Annotated in this window: 14 protein-coding genes; 7 read left to right on the top strand and 7 right to left on the bottom strand. The window is 42.0% G+C overall.

Features of this window, described 5'->3' with window-relative positions:
* Positions 1 to 70 precede the first annotated feature (70 nt).
* Positions 71 to 1099: an MJ1255/VC2487 family glycosyltransferase gene (locus tag H5187_RS02930; protein ID WP_149982619.1), complete on the bottom strand. Its 1029-nt coding sequence runs from the start codon at positions 1097 to 1099 to the stop codon at positions 71 to 73.
* Complete coding sequence (locus tag H5187_RS02925; RefSeq protein ID WP_145238476.1) at positions 1096 to 1635, bottom strand: phosphatase PAP2 family protein; 540 nt, start codon at positions 1633 to 1635, stop codon at positions 1096 to 1098. Before H5187_RS02925 ends, H5187_RS02930 begins: the two co-directional genes overlap by 4 nt.
* A gap of 218 nt (positions 1636 to 1853) precedes the next feature.
* On the opposite strand from H5187_RS02925, the gene rraA reads away from it, so the two are divergent.
* Both rraA and H5187_RS02915 read left to right on the top strand, forming a co-directional pair.
* Positions 1854 to 2351, top strand: coding sequence for a ribonuclease E activity regulator RraA (rraA, locus tag H5187_RS02920; protein WP_145238473.1), 498 nt, complete (start codon positions 1854 to 1856; stop codon positions 2349 to 2351).
* A 3-nt stretch (positions 2352 to 2354) separates the two neighbouring features.
* Positions 2355 to 3401, top strand: a complete 1047-nt coding sequence (locus tag H5187_RS02915; protein WP_182740287.1) for a formimidoylglutamase — start codon at positions 2355 to 2357, stop codon at positions 3399 to 3401.
* A gap of 7 nt (positions 3402 to 3408) precedes the next feature.
* Here the strand turns inward: H5187_RS02915 and H5187_RS02910 are convergent, their stop codons facing one another.
* Together H5187_RS02910 and hutI are read right to left on the bottom strand one after the other, a co-directional pair.
* Positions 3409 to 5064, bottom strand: coding sequence for a GGDEF domain-containing phosphodiesterase (locus H5187_RS02910; protein WP_179959215.1), 1656 nt, complete (start codon positions 5062 to 5064; stop codon positions 3409 to 3411).
* A gap of 130 nt (positions 5065 to 5194) precedes the next feature.
* Positions 5195 to 6442 (bottom strand): imidazolonepropionase, encoded by a 1248-nt coding sequence (gene hutI, locus H5187_RS02905; RefSeq protein WP_182717687.1) that lies wholly within the window; start codon positions 6440 to 6442, stop codon positions 5195 to 5197.
* A 108-nt stretch (positions 6443 to 6550) separates the two neighbouring features.
* Between hutI and hutC the strand changes: the two genes are divergently transcribed.
* The 3 genes from hutC (at position 6551) to hutH (ending at position 10569) form a co-directional block, all read left to right on the top strand.
* Positions 6551 to 7258, top strand: a complete 708-nt coding sequence (hutC, locus tag H5187_RS02900; protein WP_149982615.1) for a histidine utilization repressor — start codon at positions 6551 to 6553, stop codon at positions 7256 to 7258.
* A 102-nt stretch (positions 7259 to 7360) separates the two neighbouring features.
* Positions 7361 to 9034, top strand: coding sequence for a urocanate hydratase (gene hutU, locus H5187_RS02895; protein ID WP_145238458.1), 1674 nt, complete (start codon positions 7361 to 7363; stop codon positions 9032 to 9034).
* A 2-nt stretch (positions 9035 to 9036) separates the two neighbouring features.
* Positions 9037 to 10569 carry a histidine ammonia-lyase gene (hutH, locus tag H5187_RS02890; protein ID WP_145238455.1) on the top strand — a complete coding sequence of 511 codons (1533 nt, stop codon included), beginning with the start codon at positions 9037 to 9039 and terminating at the stop codon, positions 10567 to 10569.
* Here the strand turns inward: hutH and H5187_RS02885 are convergent.
* Positions 10566 to 11339: an NADP-binding protein gene (locus H5187_RS02885; protein WP_182760688.1), complete on the bottom strand. Its 774-nt coding sequence runs from the start codon at positions 11337 to 11339 to the stop codon at positions 10566 to 10568. The two genes, hutH and H5187_RS02885, sit on opposite strands and share 4 nt — an antisense overlap.
* Before the next feature lie 126 nt (positions 11340 to 11465).
* On the opposite strand from H5187_RS02885, the gene H5187_RS02880 reads away from it, so the two are divergent.
* On the top strand, positions 11466 to 13496 hold the full coding sequence (locus H5187_RS02880) for a methyl-accepting chemotaxis protein (protein ID WP_182797525.1): 2031 nt from the start codon (positions 11466 to 11468) through the stop codon (positions 13494 to 13496).
* A gap of 110 nt (positions 13497 to 13606) precedes the next feature.
* Positions 13607 to 14980: an oxygen-independent coproporphyrinogen III oxidase gene (hemN, locus tag H5187_RS02875; RefSeq protein ID WP_182717683.1), complete on the top strand. Its 1374-nt coding sequence runs from the start codon at positions 13607 to 13609 to the stop codon at positions 14978 to 14980.
* A gap of 61 nt (positions 14981 to 15041) precedes the next feature.
* On the opposite strand, the gene H5187_RS02870 is transcribed toward hemN, so the two are convergent.
* Both H5187_RS02870 and yihI read right to left on the bottom strand, forming a co-directional pair.
* Positions 15042 to 15554 (bottom strand): DUF2489 domain-containing protein, encoded by a 513-nt coding sequence (locus H5187_RS02870; protein WP_220491317.1) that lies wholly within the window; start codon positions 15552 to 15554, stop codon positions 15042 to 15044.
* Positions 15554 to 16138: a Der GTPase-activating protein YihI gene (yihI, locus tag H5187_RS02865; protein WP_145238440.1), complete on the bottom strand. Its 585-nt coding sequence runs from the start codon at positions 16136 to 16138 to the stop codon at positions 15554 to 15556. The genes H5187_RS02870 and yihI overlap by 1 nt, the downstream gene beginning before the upstream one ends.
* Positions 16139 to 16754: the final 616 nt, after the last annotated feature.

Raw genomic sequence — 16754 nt, 5'->3', positions numbered from 1 at the left:
TAACTAACAATTGGCTTACATTATTATTGTTTTTTACTACAGTGCTTTAAAAAATCCGTTGATTTTGAATTTAACCTACCGAAGCCCACAAATTTTGATGTAATTCCTGTGTGTTATGCCACTGTTTAGCTGCTAACCACTCAACTAATGGCTGTGGATCACTTGGAAAATTAATCTGTTTTTGTGATGTACTATTGAGCCAGTCATCCAACGCATTGGGGTTTAAGTAATTCATTACGTGCGCGGCTTTCATTGCTAATAATGTTTGTGCATTGGCGTCTTGTTCAAACTGCCCTGACAATGGTTTCAATAACAGTTTTTTACCTAATTTTAGTGCTTCGCTAGAGAGCTCAAAACCCGCATTTGCGATCACGCCACTGGCATTGGCTAAATCATTTAAAAAGCCACCACGTGAAGGGGCTCGTAGATGAATATTAGCGGATGAACTATCCTGAGCTTGCGGGTGGTAACAATAAAATTCTTTTTCAGGAAAATCTTGTAAGTAATCAATCACACTTCGCAGTTCTTCAAAAGGTAAATATACCAATACTTTATTGTCAACATTGACCGGATTATCATGTCGATGATGAGCAATAAAAGGAGGGATGATATTTTGTGCGAATGGCTGCCAATGCACGCCTAAATAGGTATCAGCAGGAGCATAATATTTTATTAATGAGCGGCGCAGTAAACTATGGCCAAACATTGGTACTTTGGGTGATAAAAATGCAGCTTGATGACTCATGCCTATTACTGGCACTGCTTGGCGTTTTGCTGCCCATGCAGTGATCGGTTCAAAGTCATTAAACACAAAATCATAACCCGATACATCTAACTGCTTTATGTCTTTTAGTAATCTACATATACGGCTATTTTTCACTGTTTGGTAACTATTGACTTGACCATTTTGAGTAGTAAAAGATAACCCCCGAAAGCTGCGATAATTAGTAAACTCGTCCATATCAAAGTAATTCTGCTGGGCTCGCCCTGAAAACACATAATCTACAGCAATCCCCATTTGCTTAAACGCATTCGCCATCACCCTTGCTCGGGTTATATGACCATTACCGGTCCCTTGAATGCCATAAAGTATTTTCATAAGGTAGCCACTATCAAGATTGCCAATAAACCACAGCTTCCCCCCATCAATGCACCAAGCACTACATCAACAGGAAAATGTACCCCAAGTAACACCCGCGATGCTGCGACCCCCGTTGCCCACAAAAAACATAACTCTGCGAATTGCGGGAAATACTGCGCTAAGATAACGGCAACTAAAAATGCGCCAGCACTGTGCCCTGACGGTAAACTAAATTTATCGCTGGGCGTAATGTATGCGCCTTTTACTAAACAATCACATGGCCGAATTCTGGCAAAACTATTTTTAGCCACGTAATAAATGGGTCGCTCAATTAAAAAGCCCAGCAATAGAGTCATCGCCATAAGCCGTAATTCAGCTTCACTGCTAAGCCAGCCAAAACCAACAGCGATTAATACATAAAGCCCTCCATTGCCTGTTTTTGAGAAACCTAAAGCTGAATTTTTTAACCATTTTGGGGCATTGCCATTAAATAGCATCAAAAACAAACTTTGGTCCAGTTGGACAACTTTTTTTAGCATGTTGTTCTCACTCATTACTTGCTCCTTTAATTGTGCAAACTCTGTACACAATTTCAGCTTAGGCGGTGAAAATAACAATTGAGTGACGCTTTTAAGACACTAATATTGCTTTTCCTGTTTTAGCGCAATAATTGTTTAAAAAGAGCGCAATTTACTGTTATTAAGTCGTTGTTATTGCATTTAAGAAAGGTATACTGAACATCAGCTCACGTATCTTTAGAAAGGATAGAAAAATGGATTACAGCACTTCAGATTTATGCGATCACTTTGCCGATGTGGTCGATGTGCTCGAACCTATGTTTATTAACTTTGGTGGTCGCCACAATTTTAGTGGCCGTATTAAAACCGTCAAATGTTTTGAAAATAATGAACTGATCCGCGACATACTCTCTCAAGACGGCGAAGAATGTGTATTATTAATTGATGGGGGTGGTTCAACTCGTCGCGCATTAATCGATATCGAGCTTGCTGAACTAGCTGTAGAAAATAACTGGCAAGGCATTGTGGTATACGGTGCAGTACGTCATGTTGATGAACTTGAAGAGCTTGATTTAGGTATTCAAGCAATTGCTTCAATCCCTGTTGCAGCAGACAGCACCGGTGCTGGTGAAGACGGCATTGGCGTTAACTTCGCTGGTGTATCATTTTTTGATGACGACTTTATCTATGCAGATAGCACCGGTATTGTATTATCTGGTGAAGAACTTGAACTGGAAATCGTAGAAGAATAACGAGTGTCAAACCACCTACATATCTATGATGAAGCGACTGTAAAAGCTTGGTGTAGCAGTCGCGCTAATGAAAGAAAAGCATGGCAGTCAATAGCCCTACTTGACACTGGTGTTGATCCTTTACAAGCCATGCGCGATGCCGCGCAATTTGGTATTAAGTATGTATTACTAGGTATTTGCGAAGATATCGGGCCACGCGCCAACTTAGGCAATGGTGGTGCCGAAGATGGCTGGCAAGCATTTCTTAAGCGCTTTTTAAATCAACCTGATAACCAATTTTTAGCGAACGAAAAAGTTTTGTTATTAGGCGAAGTCGCGATCAGCGATTTGACTCTTGCGGCGCGCGATTTATCAAACCAAAATCCTCAGCAACTAACACAATTACGCCAGTTATGCGCCCAGCTTGATCAACGTGTTGAGCAAGTGCTGAGCTTAATTTTTGCTGCGGGGTTAGAGCCAATCGTTATTGGCGGTGGCCATAATAACTGCCTTGGTATTATTCGCGCATTAAGCAAGCATAAACAGCGCCCAATAAACGCGATCAACTTTGACCCTCATGCCGATTTCCGTGACTGTGAAGGCCGCCATAGTGGTAATGGTTTTCGCTATGCATATAACGAGCAACACTTAAATAATTATCATGTTATTGGCATGCACGAGCTGAAAAACAATCAAGCAATTATTGATGCTTTAGCTGCTGCCCAATTTAGTTATGATAGCTACCAAGCGCTGCAAGTGAGGCGCGAAAAAACCTTAACTGAAGCATGCCAGCAGGCACTATATAATCTAATTGATGCACCACTTGGGGTTGAAGTGGATCTTGATAGCATTTCATTAATGCCCGTCAGTGCGTATACCAATTGTGGTTTTAGTGTTAGCGATGCCGAGCACTTTGTGCATTTAGCTGCCAGTCAAGTAAACAGCCAATACTTGCATTTATGTGAAGCAGCCCCCAACCAACATCCTAGTGGTATACAGGCCGGAATGAGCGATGCAGGGCAAATAATCACAGCTCTCGTGAATGCTTATTTACAAGCCAAAGCAAACTAAAAAACGATTACGGATGCTCTATTTGCCATTGTTTTAACCAAGAGATCATGCCAACACTGCTCAGTGGATGACTGTAGTAATAACCCTGCGCAGCATAGGCGTTTAAACTTTTTACAAAATTAAGCTGCTCCAGTGTTTCTACCCCTTCGCAAATTACCTTCGCATTTTGTTGGTTATGCATATCAACCATACCACTTATCAAACTACGAACATGGCTTTGATGACTGAAATCAGCTGTTAATGAAGGCGCTATTTTCACATATGCAACGGCTAAATTTGGTAACTTAGCAAGCCAAATAGGGCTATCACCAAGGCCATCCACACAGACTTTAATACCAATGCTATTGATGCGTGCGACCATTGCTTTACCTTGCTCATCTAAACTCATAAACAGATTAAGTGGACACTCGACAATTAAATCGCCAGTTTGTAGTTGATGTTCGATAAAAATGTGATCAAGGAATTCGATAAATTCTTCATTTAGCATTTCAGAGCCAAATAAATTGATACTCAAAGGCATCGTTATGCCTTCCATGCGCAGTGCCATTGCAAGCTCTGCGGCGCGTTCAATAACAAATGTGGCTAATGGATAAGCAAGCCCTGCAACACGTATATCATCAATAAATCGATTAGCCGATAAAATCCCTTGTCTGGGATGTTGCCAACGCAGTAACAACTCTAAAAATTCAATTTTTTCATCGTGATTGCAAATGATGGGTTGGAAGTACAGTTCAAGTTCGCTAGAAAAATCGATATTTGCTAATTCTTGCAAACGCGCTTGCTGTTCTAGTTGCTCTATTCTCATTTGTTGATGGTACACCACCACTTGTTGTTTTGGGTGGCTATCTAAAGCGAGGTAAGCAAACGAAATTAAATTATCAAAGCTATTTTCTTGTTCATCGCAATCAACGAAACTGGCCCGTGCATTGACTTTAATAGTGCAATTAGCCACATTAAACGGCTTCAAGGTGGCCCCTAGTATTTGATTGATTAATTGCTCATGTAGATGTTTTTGCTGCGCTAAATTACATATAAATGCAAAATTAAGGCCACCAAGGTGAGCTAATTTTTGTTCCCCAGCTAAATTAATCACTTCTTCAATAAGCAGTAGTTGCTTAATACGGTTTGCAGACTGCGCTAATAGTAAATCCCCAAAGTCTCGGCCAATATGCTGATTAACCTGAGCAAACCCCTCCAACCGGATAACCACCAACGCAGCTCGTTGTTGATTGTTTTTACGCCAGTCGTAATAACCTTGTCGTAACTGCTTAATATCGGGAAGATTTAATAACGGCGCAGGCTCCATAAAGTGATTTATATGCGCTGCGTCATCAGCCTCAGCAACAAGCTCTTCATCATCAAAATAGCCAGACATAGCCAGTACAATGCTCGCCAGTACAATTAAATAAAGAGGTAACTCAAGTAGTAAATGAGCCGCTAAGCACACCGTAAATACAAGTGCTGAGCAACAGCTCAAAGTGAGCATAGTCCATTTATTTTGCGAAAATGCCAGCCATAAATGCAAACCAATACTCAGTGCAAATAGTAACTCCAAAAAGTTAAAGCCGCCGCTTAATACTGCCAGCCCAAGTACCCCATTGCTGAGATAGCTAAAGCGCAGTAATGGCTTTTTAACCACGCACAAGGCACAGATCATCGCCATAAAAATAGCGCCGGCTAAAAAAGTAGGCGTCAATATATTGTTTAAAAAAGCGCTCCCTGCAGAATATTCAAGTCCCGTATTTGTTAATAGCGCGATTAAAATCATTTTTTGAGTACAACATTACAACAGACTAATTTAGTCTACCCAAAATCCACAGATTTAACAGTTTATTCACGCCAAATTGATAACTTAATTGTGCTGGGTGGGATATTTGCCAATGAGCTATATCGGCACGCATGCCGACTTTTAACACTCCGCGATCAGTTAAACCCAATGCTTTGGCGGCATTACGCGTAACTCCGGCGAGAGTTTCTTCAGGAGTTAAGCGAAATAAAGTACACCCCATATTCATCATTAATTGCAAAGAACACAAGGGTGATGTACCTGGATTAAAGTCTGTCGAAATCGCTATTGGTACTTGATACTGTTTTAATAGCTCAATTGGCGGCTGTTTGGTTTCGCGTAAAAAATAAAATGCCCCGGGTAATAATACCGCCACAGCGCCTGCTGCAGCCATGGCCTTTACTCCAGCTTCATCTAAATGTTCAATATGATCAGCAGATAACCCATTAAATTCAGCGACTAATTGTGCTCCTTGCTGATTTGAAAGCTGTTCAGCATGACATTTCACTGGCAAATTATGTTTTTTTGCGGCATTAAAAACTCGGCGAGTTTGCTCATTACTAAAACCAACATTTTCGCAAAACACATCGACAGCATCGGCTAAATTTGCAGTGACCACTTGCTCAAGCATCTCATTACAAACCAGATCGATATACTCATCACTGCGACCTTTATATTCCAAAGGTAGGGCATGTGCCCCCAAAAATGTCGTTTTTACATCAATTGGGTGATTTTCACCTAACAAACGTGCCACTTCGAGGATTTTAACTTCATTTTCGCAATCAAGTCCGTAACCAGATTTGATCTCAACGGTACTCACTCCCTCGGCATAGAGGGCATTGAGACGATCCTTCGCGAGCACAAATAAAGCCTCATGATCCGCAGCTCGTGTGGCTGCTACCGTACTAGCGATCCCCCCACCTTGCGCTGCTATTTGCTCGTAACTAACACCTTGTAAACGCTGTTCAAACTCTTCAGCTCTTGAGCCGGCAAACACTAAGTGGGTATGACAATCAATTAAACCAGGTGTTAGCCACTGCCCTTTTGCTGAAAGCATCGGCGTTGCTAATACGTCGAATTTAGGTAAATCGGCCTGTTTACCCAACCACACAATGACACCTTTACGGATTGCCAGCGCTGCATTTTCGATGGCGCCATAAGGTGCTGCAATACTGCAATCCATAGTTGCGATATTGGCATCGGTGATCAATAAATCCCAGTCATTAGCCGGATCATTTGCAGTGATTGTTGTCATATTAACTCCGAAAATTATTTTTTCTCAGTCTAACAAGTCATCTTGTATATACAAGGTAAATATGCCATCTTATAGTTAATAGTAAATTTAAAAGACCATAATAATTTAATGACGACACCTAAGTTCGCACAAATAAAGCAATTTATTGTTGATAATATCCGCAGCGGCGCATGGCTTGAAAACCAACGTGTGGCTTCTGAAAATGAATTGGCCGAACAATTTAGTGTTAGTCGAATGACTGCGCGCCGAGCGTTAAGCGAATTAACCGAAGCAGGTATTCTTACTCGTAGCCAAGGTTTAGGCACGTTTGTTGCCAGTTTTAAATCACAATCATCATTGCTTGAAATTAAAAATATAGCAGATGAAGTCAAAGCCCGTAACGGCAATTACAGCTGTACAGTATTAGTGCTTGAATCTATCAGCGCCATTGCGCCAATTGCGATTGCACTGGGTGTTGAAGTAGATAGCGTGGTGTATCGCAGTGTATTAGTGCATAACGAAAACGAACAGCCACTGCAAGTTGAGGAGCGCTTTGTTAACCCGGCCCTAGCAACAAGCTACCTTCAACAAGATTTTACTGCGTTAACTCCGCACGAATATTTATCGAGCGTCGCACCATTAACTGAAGCGCGCCATACGGTAGAAGCAATAATGCCTAACAGCGAAATGTGCCAATGGCTTAATTTATACCATGAAGAGCCATGCTTACAGGTGATTAGGCGTACTTGGTCATCATCTGGGATTGTTAGTTTTGCCCGTTTAGTATCACCGGGTAGTAAGTATCGCTTAGGCGGACATTTAACTTTTAAAAAGTAATATGTAAAAAATAACATTAGAAAGAATATAAAAATCAAAATGATGCGCTTCACAGCGTATTTTTTGAAACCAATAAGCTTGTATATACAACAGGAGTAATCTATGAACAACAGACTTGATGAATCTCGCGTTATCCGCGCCCCACACGGCGATAAAATCAGCGCTAAGAGCTGGCTCACCGAAGCAGCTAAGCGCATGTTAATGAATAATTTAGATCCTGAAGTAGCCGAACATCCACATGCTTTAGTTGTGTACGGTGGGATTGGTCGTGCAGCGCGTGATTGGCCTTGCTTTGATAAAATCATCGAAACTCTCGACAGACTCGAAGACGACGAAACGCTACTCGTACAATCAGGCAAACCTGTTGGGGTATTTAAAACTCACAGTAATGCACCGCGAGTATTAATTGCCAACTCAAACTTAGTACCTCACTGGGCTAATTGGGAGCATTTTAACGAGCTCGATAAACTTGGTTTGATGATGTATGGGCAAATGACTGCGGGATCATGGATCTACATTGGATCACAAGGCATAGTACAAGGTACCTACGAAACCTTTGTAGCAATGGCAAAACAACATTTTAATGGTGACGCTGCTGGAAAGTGGGTGCTAACCGGTGGCTTAGGCGGTATGGGCGGCGCGCAGCCACTTGCGGCAACCATGGCGGGATTTAGCGCACTCGTAGTTGAATGCGATGAAACGCGTATCGATTTTCGGATCAAAACCCGCTATGTGGATGTTAAAGCAACCGATTTAGATCATGCACTGGAGCTTATCAACGAGGCGTGTGGCAAAGGCGAAGCGCTGTCAGTCGGCTTACTTGGTAATGCCGCTGATGTATTTAGTGAGCTTGTTAACCGAGCTATTACTCCCGATGTAGTGACCGATCAAACCTCTGCTCACGACCCGTTGAATGGCTATTTACCGCAAGGTTGGAGCATGCAACACGCGGCTAAAATGCGTGAACAAGATCCACAAGCGGTTGTCAAAGCAGCTAAGCAATCTATGGCTGTGCAAGTCAACGCAATGTTAGCACTACAACAAGCTGGTGCTGCAACAACTGACTACGGCAATAACATTCGTCAAATGGCATTTGACGAAGGCGTAACAAATGCCTTTGATTTCCCAGGTTTTGTGCCAGCTTATATTCGTCCATTATTTTGCGAAGGAATTGGTCCATTCCGTTGGGTGGCATTATCAGGCGATCCTGAAGATATTTATAAAACCGACGCAAAAGTGAAAGAGCTTATTCCTGACGACAAACACTTACATAACTGGCTTGATATGGCTCGTGAACGTATTCAATTCCAGGGCTTACCTGCTCGTATTTGCTGGGTTGGCTTAAAAGACCGCGCTCGTTTAGCGCTGGCGTTTAATGAGATGGTCAAAAATGGTGAGCTTAAAGCACCGATTGTGATCGGCCGTGACCATTTAGACTCAGGCTCAGTTGCGAGTCCAAACCGTGAAACCGAAGCAATGAAAGACGGCTCAGATGCAGTATCAGATTGGCCATTACTTAATGCATTACTGAATACCGCAGGAGGTGCAACATGGGTGTCACTTCATCATGGTGGTGGTGTAGGTATGGGCTTTAGCCAACATTCTGGCGTAGTCATTGTTGCTGATGGCACCGACGAAGCAGCTGCGCGGGTTGGCCGCGTATTATGGAATGATCCTGCAACGGGCGTTATGCGCCACGCGGATGCAGGTTACGATATTGCAATTAATTGTGCGACCGAGCAAGGCCTCGACCTGCCAATGTTAAATAAGGAATAATCATGTTTAAACTCACCCTAACACCTGGAAAGCTCGATTTAGCAACACTGCGTCAAATTAATTTATCACCAGTGACGTTAACGCTCGCCAAAGATAGCGAGATAAAAATAGCAGCCAGTGCACAAACCGTGCAAGACGTGATTGATCAACACAGAACGGTATATGGCATTAATACCGGTTTTGGCTTACTCGCCAATACTAAAATTGCTGAACATGAATTAGAGTTACTCCAGCGATCCATTGTACTTTCCCATGCTGCGGGCATCGGTGCTTATATGGATGACAGCACAGTACGATTGATGATGGTATTGAAAATTAATTCATTATCACGTGGCTTTTCTGGCATTCGCCTAAAAGTGATCGAATTCTTTATGCAGTTACTTGCTGCACAAGTCTATCCATGCGTGCCAAAAAAAGGCTCGGTAGGTGCATCTGGCGATTTAGCGCCACTTTCACATATGTGTTTACCACTGCTCGGCGAAGGCGAAATGCGCTATCAAGGTAAACTCATTAGCGCTGCTGACGGTCTTAAAATAGCCGGTCTTGAGCCATTAACACTGGCCGCTAAAGAAGGCTTGGCTTTGTTAAATGGCACTCAAGCCTCTACCGCATTTGCGCTTCAAGGGCTATTTCGGGCCGAGGATTTATATGCACAAAGCTGCGCGATTGGCTCAATTAGTATTGAAGCTGCAATGGGAAGTCGTTCGCCATTTGATGCACGTATTCATGAAATTCGTGGCCAACTTGGTCAAATCGATACCGCGGCAATGTTTCGCGATATGCTCGGTGAACATTCACAGATCAGCGAAGCTCATGTGGATTGTGAAAAAGTACAAGACCCGTATTGCCTACGCTGTCAGCCACAAGTACTTGGTGCGTGTTTAACGCAAATTCGCCAAGCAGCCGAAGTGTTGTTGTGTGAATCTAATGGTGTAACCGACAACCCATTAGTATTTGCTGATGTAGGCGATATTATTTCGGGAGGTAACTTCCACGCCGAGCCTGTGGCTATGGCAGCCGACAATTTAGCATTAGCGATTGCCGAAATTGGTGCACTAGCTGAGCGTCGTATTGCGTTACTCATTGATTCAAACTTATCAAAGTTGCCACCTTTCTTAGTTGAAAACGGCGGCGTTAATTCAGGCTTTATGATTGCACAAGTAACCGCAGCAGCATTAGCGTCTGAAAATAAATCATTGGCGCACCCTGCTTCTGTGGATAGCTTACCAACTTCAGCGAACCAAGAAGACCATGTTTCTATGGCAACTTTTGCAGCACGTCGTCTGCAAGAAATGGCTGATAACACGCAAGGCGTACTGGCAATTGAATGGTTGGCATCTGCACAAGGGTTAGAATTTAGAAAGCCATTGCAGGCATCAGCCAAAGTTGAACAAGCTAAAGCAACACTGCGTACAAAAGTGAGCTACTACGATAAAGACCGTTATTTTGGCCCAGATATCGAAGCAGCTAATTTATTATTACAGCAAGGTGAGTTGTGTAATTTATTACCTAAAGGCGTATTACCGTCGTTTTAAATAGCAAACTGATAGTTAAAACCAAGTGATTCAATAGCCGAACCATCAATGATGCGTTCGGCGCTTTCGTCACTCGTAAATGTAGGAGGGGTTGTTCCGTATTGCTGGCATTTTTGCTGATAGTAATCTGCTTTGCTTGGATGAGCTGGATTGACGACATTGTAAATTGGCGCTGCAACTTGCCAATTCTCCAACACACTAACAATCGCATTAATAACATCTTGTTGCTGCACCATATTAACGGTTTGGTTGCTCGAACTTTGTAGTTCTTTGCCTGCCACAAAACGCCCTGGCTCTCGCTCTGGCCCAATTAAACCACCGAGTCTAAGTACTTTTCCACCCGCATTTAATACCAGTTGCTCAGCATCAATTAATGGCTGTTGGCGTGCAGTACTTACTTTAATCTCACTTTGCTCTGTATAGGTTAGATTATCTTGATCATAAACAGCCGTTGATGAACACAACAAAAAACCTTTTGCATTCATGGTGCCTGCCAGTTCAATGGCTAATTTTAACGTGGCTAAATAATGGCTATCAGCGTGGCGACTACGTGGTGGTATAGCACACACCCACCACGCATTATATAAATCTAGTTGATGAACTAATTGCTGATCTGCAAATACTAACTGGCGCTGAAAAGCATGTTGATGCTCAGCGCTACGATGAGTGCCTTGAACATCCCAGCCTTTTGCAAGCTGTTGTAAGCACAATGGCTGACCCAACCAACCTGCGCCCAATACTATTAATTGGTCTTTATTTGTACCCGCCACGCAACATTCCTCTTACAATTAAATAGAAATTTGTTCACTTCTCTCATCGCACACAATAGCGATTAAGATAAAGATATGATTAGATAAGAGTGCTTACTCTACTAAATAATAAGAATGTGTGCACTTATGTTACGAAATCTATCATTACGAAAAAAAATCCTGTTATTAATTGGTGGCACTATCAGTGTGCTGTTACTTATTGCCTCGGCTTACTTTGTGAACCATATAGCCGCCTTGTCTCGTCAAAGTATTGAACGCGAAGCATACAGCTACTTACAAAGTGAACAGCTGTCAATGCAGAGCTATTTTGCTCAATATGGCAAAGTTGTAGAAACTTTTGTGAATAATCCTCATCTCGTTAACTGGTTTGACGCATGGGATAAACGCGACCAAACACTCCAAGGTGCGCTAGGCTACGACGAAGTAAATCAAGACTTTATACGCATTAGTAGCAATGATGAAAATATTCTCTCGGCATTTTTTGCCTCCGCCAAAACCGGTGAATATTTTAAAGAGCATGAACGTACTACCCACTATAATGGCCAGCCGTATTACGCTTATAAACGTGGTTGGTGGCAAGATGCATTAAAAATTAACCGTTTATATGTCGGGCCCATTTCAGTTGATTTAACCACAGGTAATGCCTCTGCGGTTGTGCAACAGCCTGTTTATAATAAGCAACGCGAACTAATTGGTTTTGGTGGCGTAGATTTACAACTGAATAAAATCAATAAAATGGTCGAAGATATTCGTTTTAACGGTCAAGGTTTTGGCTTTTTACTCGATGGCGACCAAAAAGTGGTGCATTTCTCAAAACGTACCAACCATAAACTTTCAATCACCGATGAAGGTCCTAACGGTAAAGAAGGCTTAGAAGTACTTGAAAAACAATTTAGCGACACGCAAGGCTTCAGTGCGCTCAACCAGCAAATGAAAAATAACGTCGCTGGTGATGCCAAAGTAACCTTGCAAGGGCAAGAGTACTTTGTGGTTTATAACCGCTTACAATTAGAGCATCCTTATCTAAACTGGTACGTGGGTATTTTAGTGCCACACACTATGATTGATGAGCCAGTAAATGACGCGGTCATGACCACCACCAGCTCGGTCGTTATTATTTTATTAATCATCATCGCAATGATTTTGTGGGCCACACAGATGATCTCACAACCGATCATCACCTTAACCCATATTATGCGCGATATTGCTTCTGGGGATGGCGATTTAACCCAAAAAATTACTATTGATAGCAAAGATGAAGTTGGCCAGTTAGCTCATCATATGAATACCTTTATCGATAAATTACGCGTTATGATGCTTAATACCGCAGTACAGGCTGAACAACTTACCGATGCGGCGGCACAATTAAAATCGGTTTCGCAACAAACTAATGACGAAATTCAACAAGAAAAACAGCAGGTTGATAGTGTTAGCGCTGCAGTAACCGAAATGGCGACCACGGTTATGGAGATCTCCCGTAATGCACAACACACCAACAATGCAGCTGAGGAAGTCCAACAGATCACTGCAGATGGCGCCACTCGCTCGCAAAATGCACAAAGCGTGATGACCGCCTTAGCTGAGCATATTGGCGAAGCTGCTAAAGTGGTCGCAGGCCTAGAGCAAGAAAGTGGTAACATCGGCGCCGTAGTTGATGTGATCAATTCCATTGCAGAGCAAACCAATTTGCTGGCGCTGAACGCTGCAATTGAAGCCGCCCGTGCTGGTGAGCAAGGCCGTGGCTTTGCGGTCGTAGCCGATGAAGTTCGCTCGTTGGCCAGTCGCACACAAGAGTCAACTGATGATATTCGCAACATGATCTCACGCTTACAGCAAATTGCACAGCAAGCTTCAACTATGATGCAACAAGGACAAGAGCGCGCGCAAAGCTCGGTTACGCAAACTCAAGAAGTACTAGATGCATTGCAAAACATTGCTGACTCAGTGACTAAAGTACAAGATCAAAGTCATCACATTGCCACCTCAACCGAGCAACAAACGGTGGTTGCCGAAGATATAAATAATAGTTTAGCGGCAATTAATCACTTAGTGAACAGCACTGCAGATCATGCCCTTGAGCTTGCTGATGAAGCCAGGGACCTTAACGAGCTTGCCAGCTTACTAAATAAAACAGTTAATCAGTTTAAGCTTAAGTAAGCCAATATTGATAAGCAAAAGAGTGCTCCGGCACTCTTTTTTGTTGTAGATCAATATTCCCTCGACGCATCCTTTTTATACTAACGAAAATGATATAAAAGGTGCGCGTGATGATTAATTTACCCAAATGGGATCAAAGCTTAATAAATAAGTACAATGTGTCTGGACCAAGATACACCTCCTACCCCACAGCATTGTCGTTTAATGATGGCTATCAACAACAAGACTTGATCAGTGCAATTAACTCATCAAACAGTCGCAGCTTATCTTTATATATCCACATTCCGTTTTGCAGTCAGCTTTGCTATTACTGTGGCTGTAACAAAGTAATAACCCGCCATCAATCAAAAGCTGACTTATACCTAGATTATCTTGAAAAAGAAATCATCGCTCAAGCGCTGCTATTTGATAGCTATCAAGTACAGCAACTGCATTTAGGCGGTGGCACGCCCACTTTTTTAACAACCAGCCAAATGAGCCGTTTAATCGCGCTACTTGAGCTGCACTTTAAGTTTGCTCCCGATGCAGAGCGTGGTATTGAAATAGACCCTCGCTCACTGGCAACTGACATGCTCAGCCACTTGCGTAGCCTTGGCTTTAACCGTGTATCATTTGGCATTCAAGACTTTAATGATGATGTACAGCTTGCCGTTAACCGTCCACAAAGTGCTGATGCAGTAAAAAGTTTGATTGGTGAAGCCCGTGAACTCGGCTTCAAATCAATTAATGCAGATATGATTTATGGCTTACCACTGCAAACCCCTGAGAGCTTTAAAGAGACTATTGAGCAATTAATTGCCCTTAGTCCTGATCGTGTATCGGTATTTAATTACGCGCACTTACCGGATCGCTTTGCCGCTCAGCGAAAAATTAAGGATGCAGATTTACCTAGCGCTCACGATAAGCTCACCATGTTTAAGAATACCTTAGAACAAATGAGTAACGCAGGTTATCAGTTTATTGGTATGGATCACTTTGCAAAAACCAGTAATGAGTTAGCTATTGCACAAAATAGTCAGCAATTACATCGTAATTTTCAAGGCTACACCACTCATGGAGACTGTGATTTGCTGGGTTTAGGGGTGTCATCAATTTCACAAATTGGCACTGCTATTTTGCAAAATCAAAAAGAGTTAAAGCATTACTATCACGCGATTGATAATCAGCTTGGCAGTGCAATCAGCAAAGGTATGAAACTTGATAATGATGACGTTATTCGCGCTGATGTGATCAAACAGCTTATTTGCCACTTTGAACTGAATATGCAAAGTATTGCTAATACCTATCAACTCGACTTTAAAGATTACTTTGCCAGCTCACTGCAAGCTCTTGAGCCACTAATAGCAGATGGCATGGTGACTATCGATGCAGACTTAATAACCGTCACAGCACGCGGCAATTTGTTTATTCGTATCATTTGTATGTGTTTTGATGCTCATTTACAAAAACAGATTAACGCGACTCGGTTCTCTCGGGTAATTTAATCTGAGTGCACAAGCATAAAAAAAGCAGACCGAGGTCTGCTTTTTTATTGATACTGTAAAATTAGTTAAACACCACGTTTTCGCTACCAGGGGCTGCTTTAAACTCTTCAATGATTTTCTCACAGTCAGCTTTAATTTGCTCTGCATGAGTTTCTTCAGCACGCCAGCGAGCGCTGTCTTGTTTAAATATTTCTTTTTTCGAATATTTTTTACGAGCGTCATGAGTTGGCATTTCTTTTACCACTTCATACATCGCAAATATGCCTGGATAACGCCCTGGAAGGTCTTCGTCATCCTCAAAGCTGTATTGCGACATTAGCACCCAAATACGCAAACACCCTTCTGAGAACTCACATTGCTCTTGGTGCATAGCACGGGCGATTAAATGAATGCTGTCTGCGAGCTTGGCATTACGCTCTAAGCGCGACTTAGCTAACTTAGCTTGCTGCTTTACCTGCTCTTTCGCGATCAGTTTTTTTTGCGCACTGAGTTTATACAGTAATTGGCCAGCATAAAATGCCAGCCCCGCAATGATCACAGCGCCAACACACAGAGCCAAGATCATTATGTTCATTATTTATCGTCCTCGTCATCTAACCATTCATTGGCTAAATCATTCGACAAGTAATGATCAAAGTCACTATTAGCTTCTTCGCTAAACTCTTCATCATCAAAATCGTCAGCTTCGTCTTCAATACCAAGCAATTCACATAACACTTGATGACGTGCAATACGGCTGTTGAAGTATTTAGCATCTTTACCTGTTAATAACTGGCCACTTTCATGTAACTCAACCAGCTTCAATAAGCGCTCGTCATTTTCTAGCGCTTCTAATTCTTGCTCTGGTGAAAGCTCAGGCTGAACTACTTTTTTCAGTTCAACTTGTGGCTTCAAGTTACGTTTAAGCTCAATAACTGGTTCAGCTGCAACGGCAATTAAAGGGATTGGTTTTTTACTACCAACACGTTTGTCTTTATGTTGCTGATTACTATTACTCTCAGGCTGTAAAGCGTCTATCGAATTACGTGAACCTGGCTTTGCACCTTTGGTCTTTTTAACGCGTTGTTCTTTCAATGCACGCATTTCTTTAAGCTTATCTTTGCTTAAACGAACAGGACCGTTAGACGGGATTTTACGTGACTTTTTAGTTCTACTCATATCTTGATCATCTCACTTAAGAGGTTTTGAGCAACGCGCATTTTGGCGTTGCGATGCTGGCCTTGCCAGAAGAATTCGGTTTGTGCGGATTGAGGTTGGGTAACTCGACTACTTGCGCACTTTCTATACATTTAAGTATAAACGATGGCTATTGTAACAGGACAAATAAAAAGGCGGTAGAGAAACATCTCTACCGCCTGCTAATCTGAGCGCCATTTAACTGGACACTTCTCCCTTCGACTTTTTAGTCTTTATTATTATTATTATTTTTGTTGTTCCATGTTGTTATTATTTTTACCTTCCGTGTAGCATTCCATTTTGTTTTTATTTTAAACTTCCGTGAGATTTTATTATTCTCGGTCTTCATTGACTCTTTTTTAATATTCCTTCGGTGACATCAACCGATGTCTTATCCCCGATAATCACGTCACACTACTTTCCGTGTAGTTTAGTCCATTTTGTTCTTATTGTTTCAGCGACAGGGGTTAATTTACGCATTAATAATTTTGTTACAACTAATTTATATAATTTTTCTTACGCAATACAAATTGCAACATAACCAAAACATTAAATTACAATAAGTTATGATAAAAACAAAAATAAAAATAGGATTTAG

Origin of the sequence: Pseudoalteromonas sp. SG44-1 (assembly GCF_014164315.1) — a bacterium.
Taxonomy (GTDB): domain Bacteria; phylum Pseudomonadota; class Gammaproteobacteria; order Enterobacterales; family Alteromonadaceae; genus Pseudoalteromonas; species Pseudoalteromonas rhizosphaerae.
This window is presented reverse-complemented; position numbering and strand designations above follow the sequence as displayed.

What these genes read in the sequence shown, in the direction of transcription:
- hutC (WP_149982615.1), top strand. Translation starts at nt 6,551, where the DNA reads ATGACGACACCTAAGTTCGCACAAATAAAGCAATTTATTGTTGATAAT.
- hutU (WP_145238458.1), top strand. Translation starts at nt 7,361, where the DNA reads ATGAACAACAGACTTGATGAATCTCGCGTTATCCGCGCCCCACACGGC.
- H5187_RS02930 (WP_149982619.1), bottom strand. Translation starts at nt 1,099, where the DNA reads ATGAAAATACTTTATGGCATTCAAGGGACCGGTAATGGTCATATAACC.
- hemN (WP_182717683.1), top strand. Translation starts at nt 13,607, where the DNA reads ATGATTAATTTACCCAAATGGGATCAAAGCTTAATAAATAAGTACAAT.
- H5187_RS02925 (WP_145238476.1), bottom strand. Translation starts at nt 1,635, where the DNA reads ATGAGTGAGAACAACATGCTAAAAAAAGTTGTCCAACTGGACCAAAGT.
- H5187_RS02880 (WP_182797525.1), top strand. Translation starts at nt 11,466, where the DNA reads ATGTTACGAAATCTATCATTACGAAAAAAAATCCTGTTATTAATTGGT.
- H5187_RS02870 (WP_220491317.1), bottom strand. Translation starts at nt 15,554, where the DNA reads ATGAACATAATGATCTTGGCTCTGTGTGTTGGCGCTGTGATCATTGCG.
- H5187_RS02910 (WP_179959215.1), bottom strand. Translation starts at nt 5,064, where the DNA reads ATGGCGATGATCTGTGCCTTGTGCGTGGTTAAAAAGCCATTACTGCGC.
- rraA (WP_145238473.1), top strand. Translation starts at nt 1,854, where the DNA reads ATGGATTACAGCACTTCAGATTTATGCGATCACTTTGCCGATGTGGTC.
- yihI (WP_145238440.1), bottom strand. Translation starts at nt 16,138, where the DNA reads ATGAGTAGAACTAAAAAGTCACGTAAAATCCCGTCTAACGGTCCTGTT.
- hutH (WP_145238455.1), top strand. Translation starts at nt 9,037, where the DNA reads ATGTTTAAACTCACCCTAACACCTGGAAAGCTCGATTTAGCAACACTG.
- hutI (WP_182717687.1), bottom strand. Translation starts at nt 6,442, where the DNA reads ATGACAACAATCACTGCAAATGATCCGGCTAATGACTGGGATTTATTG.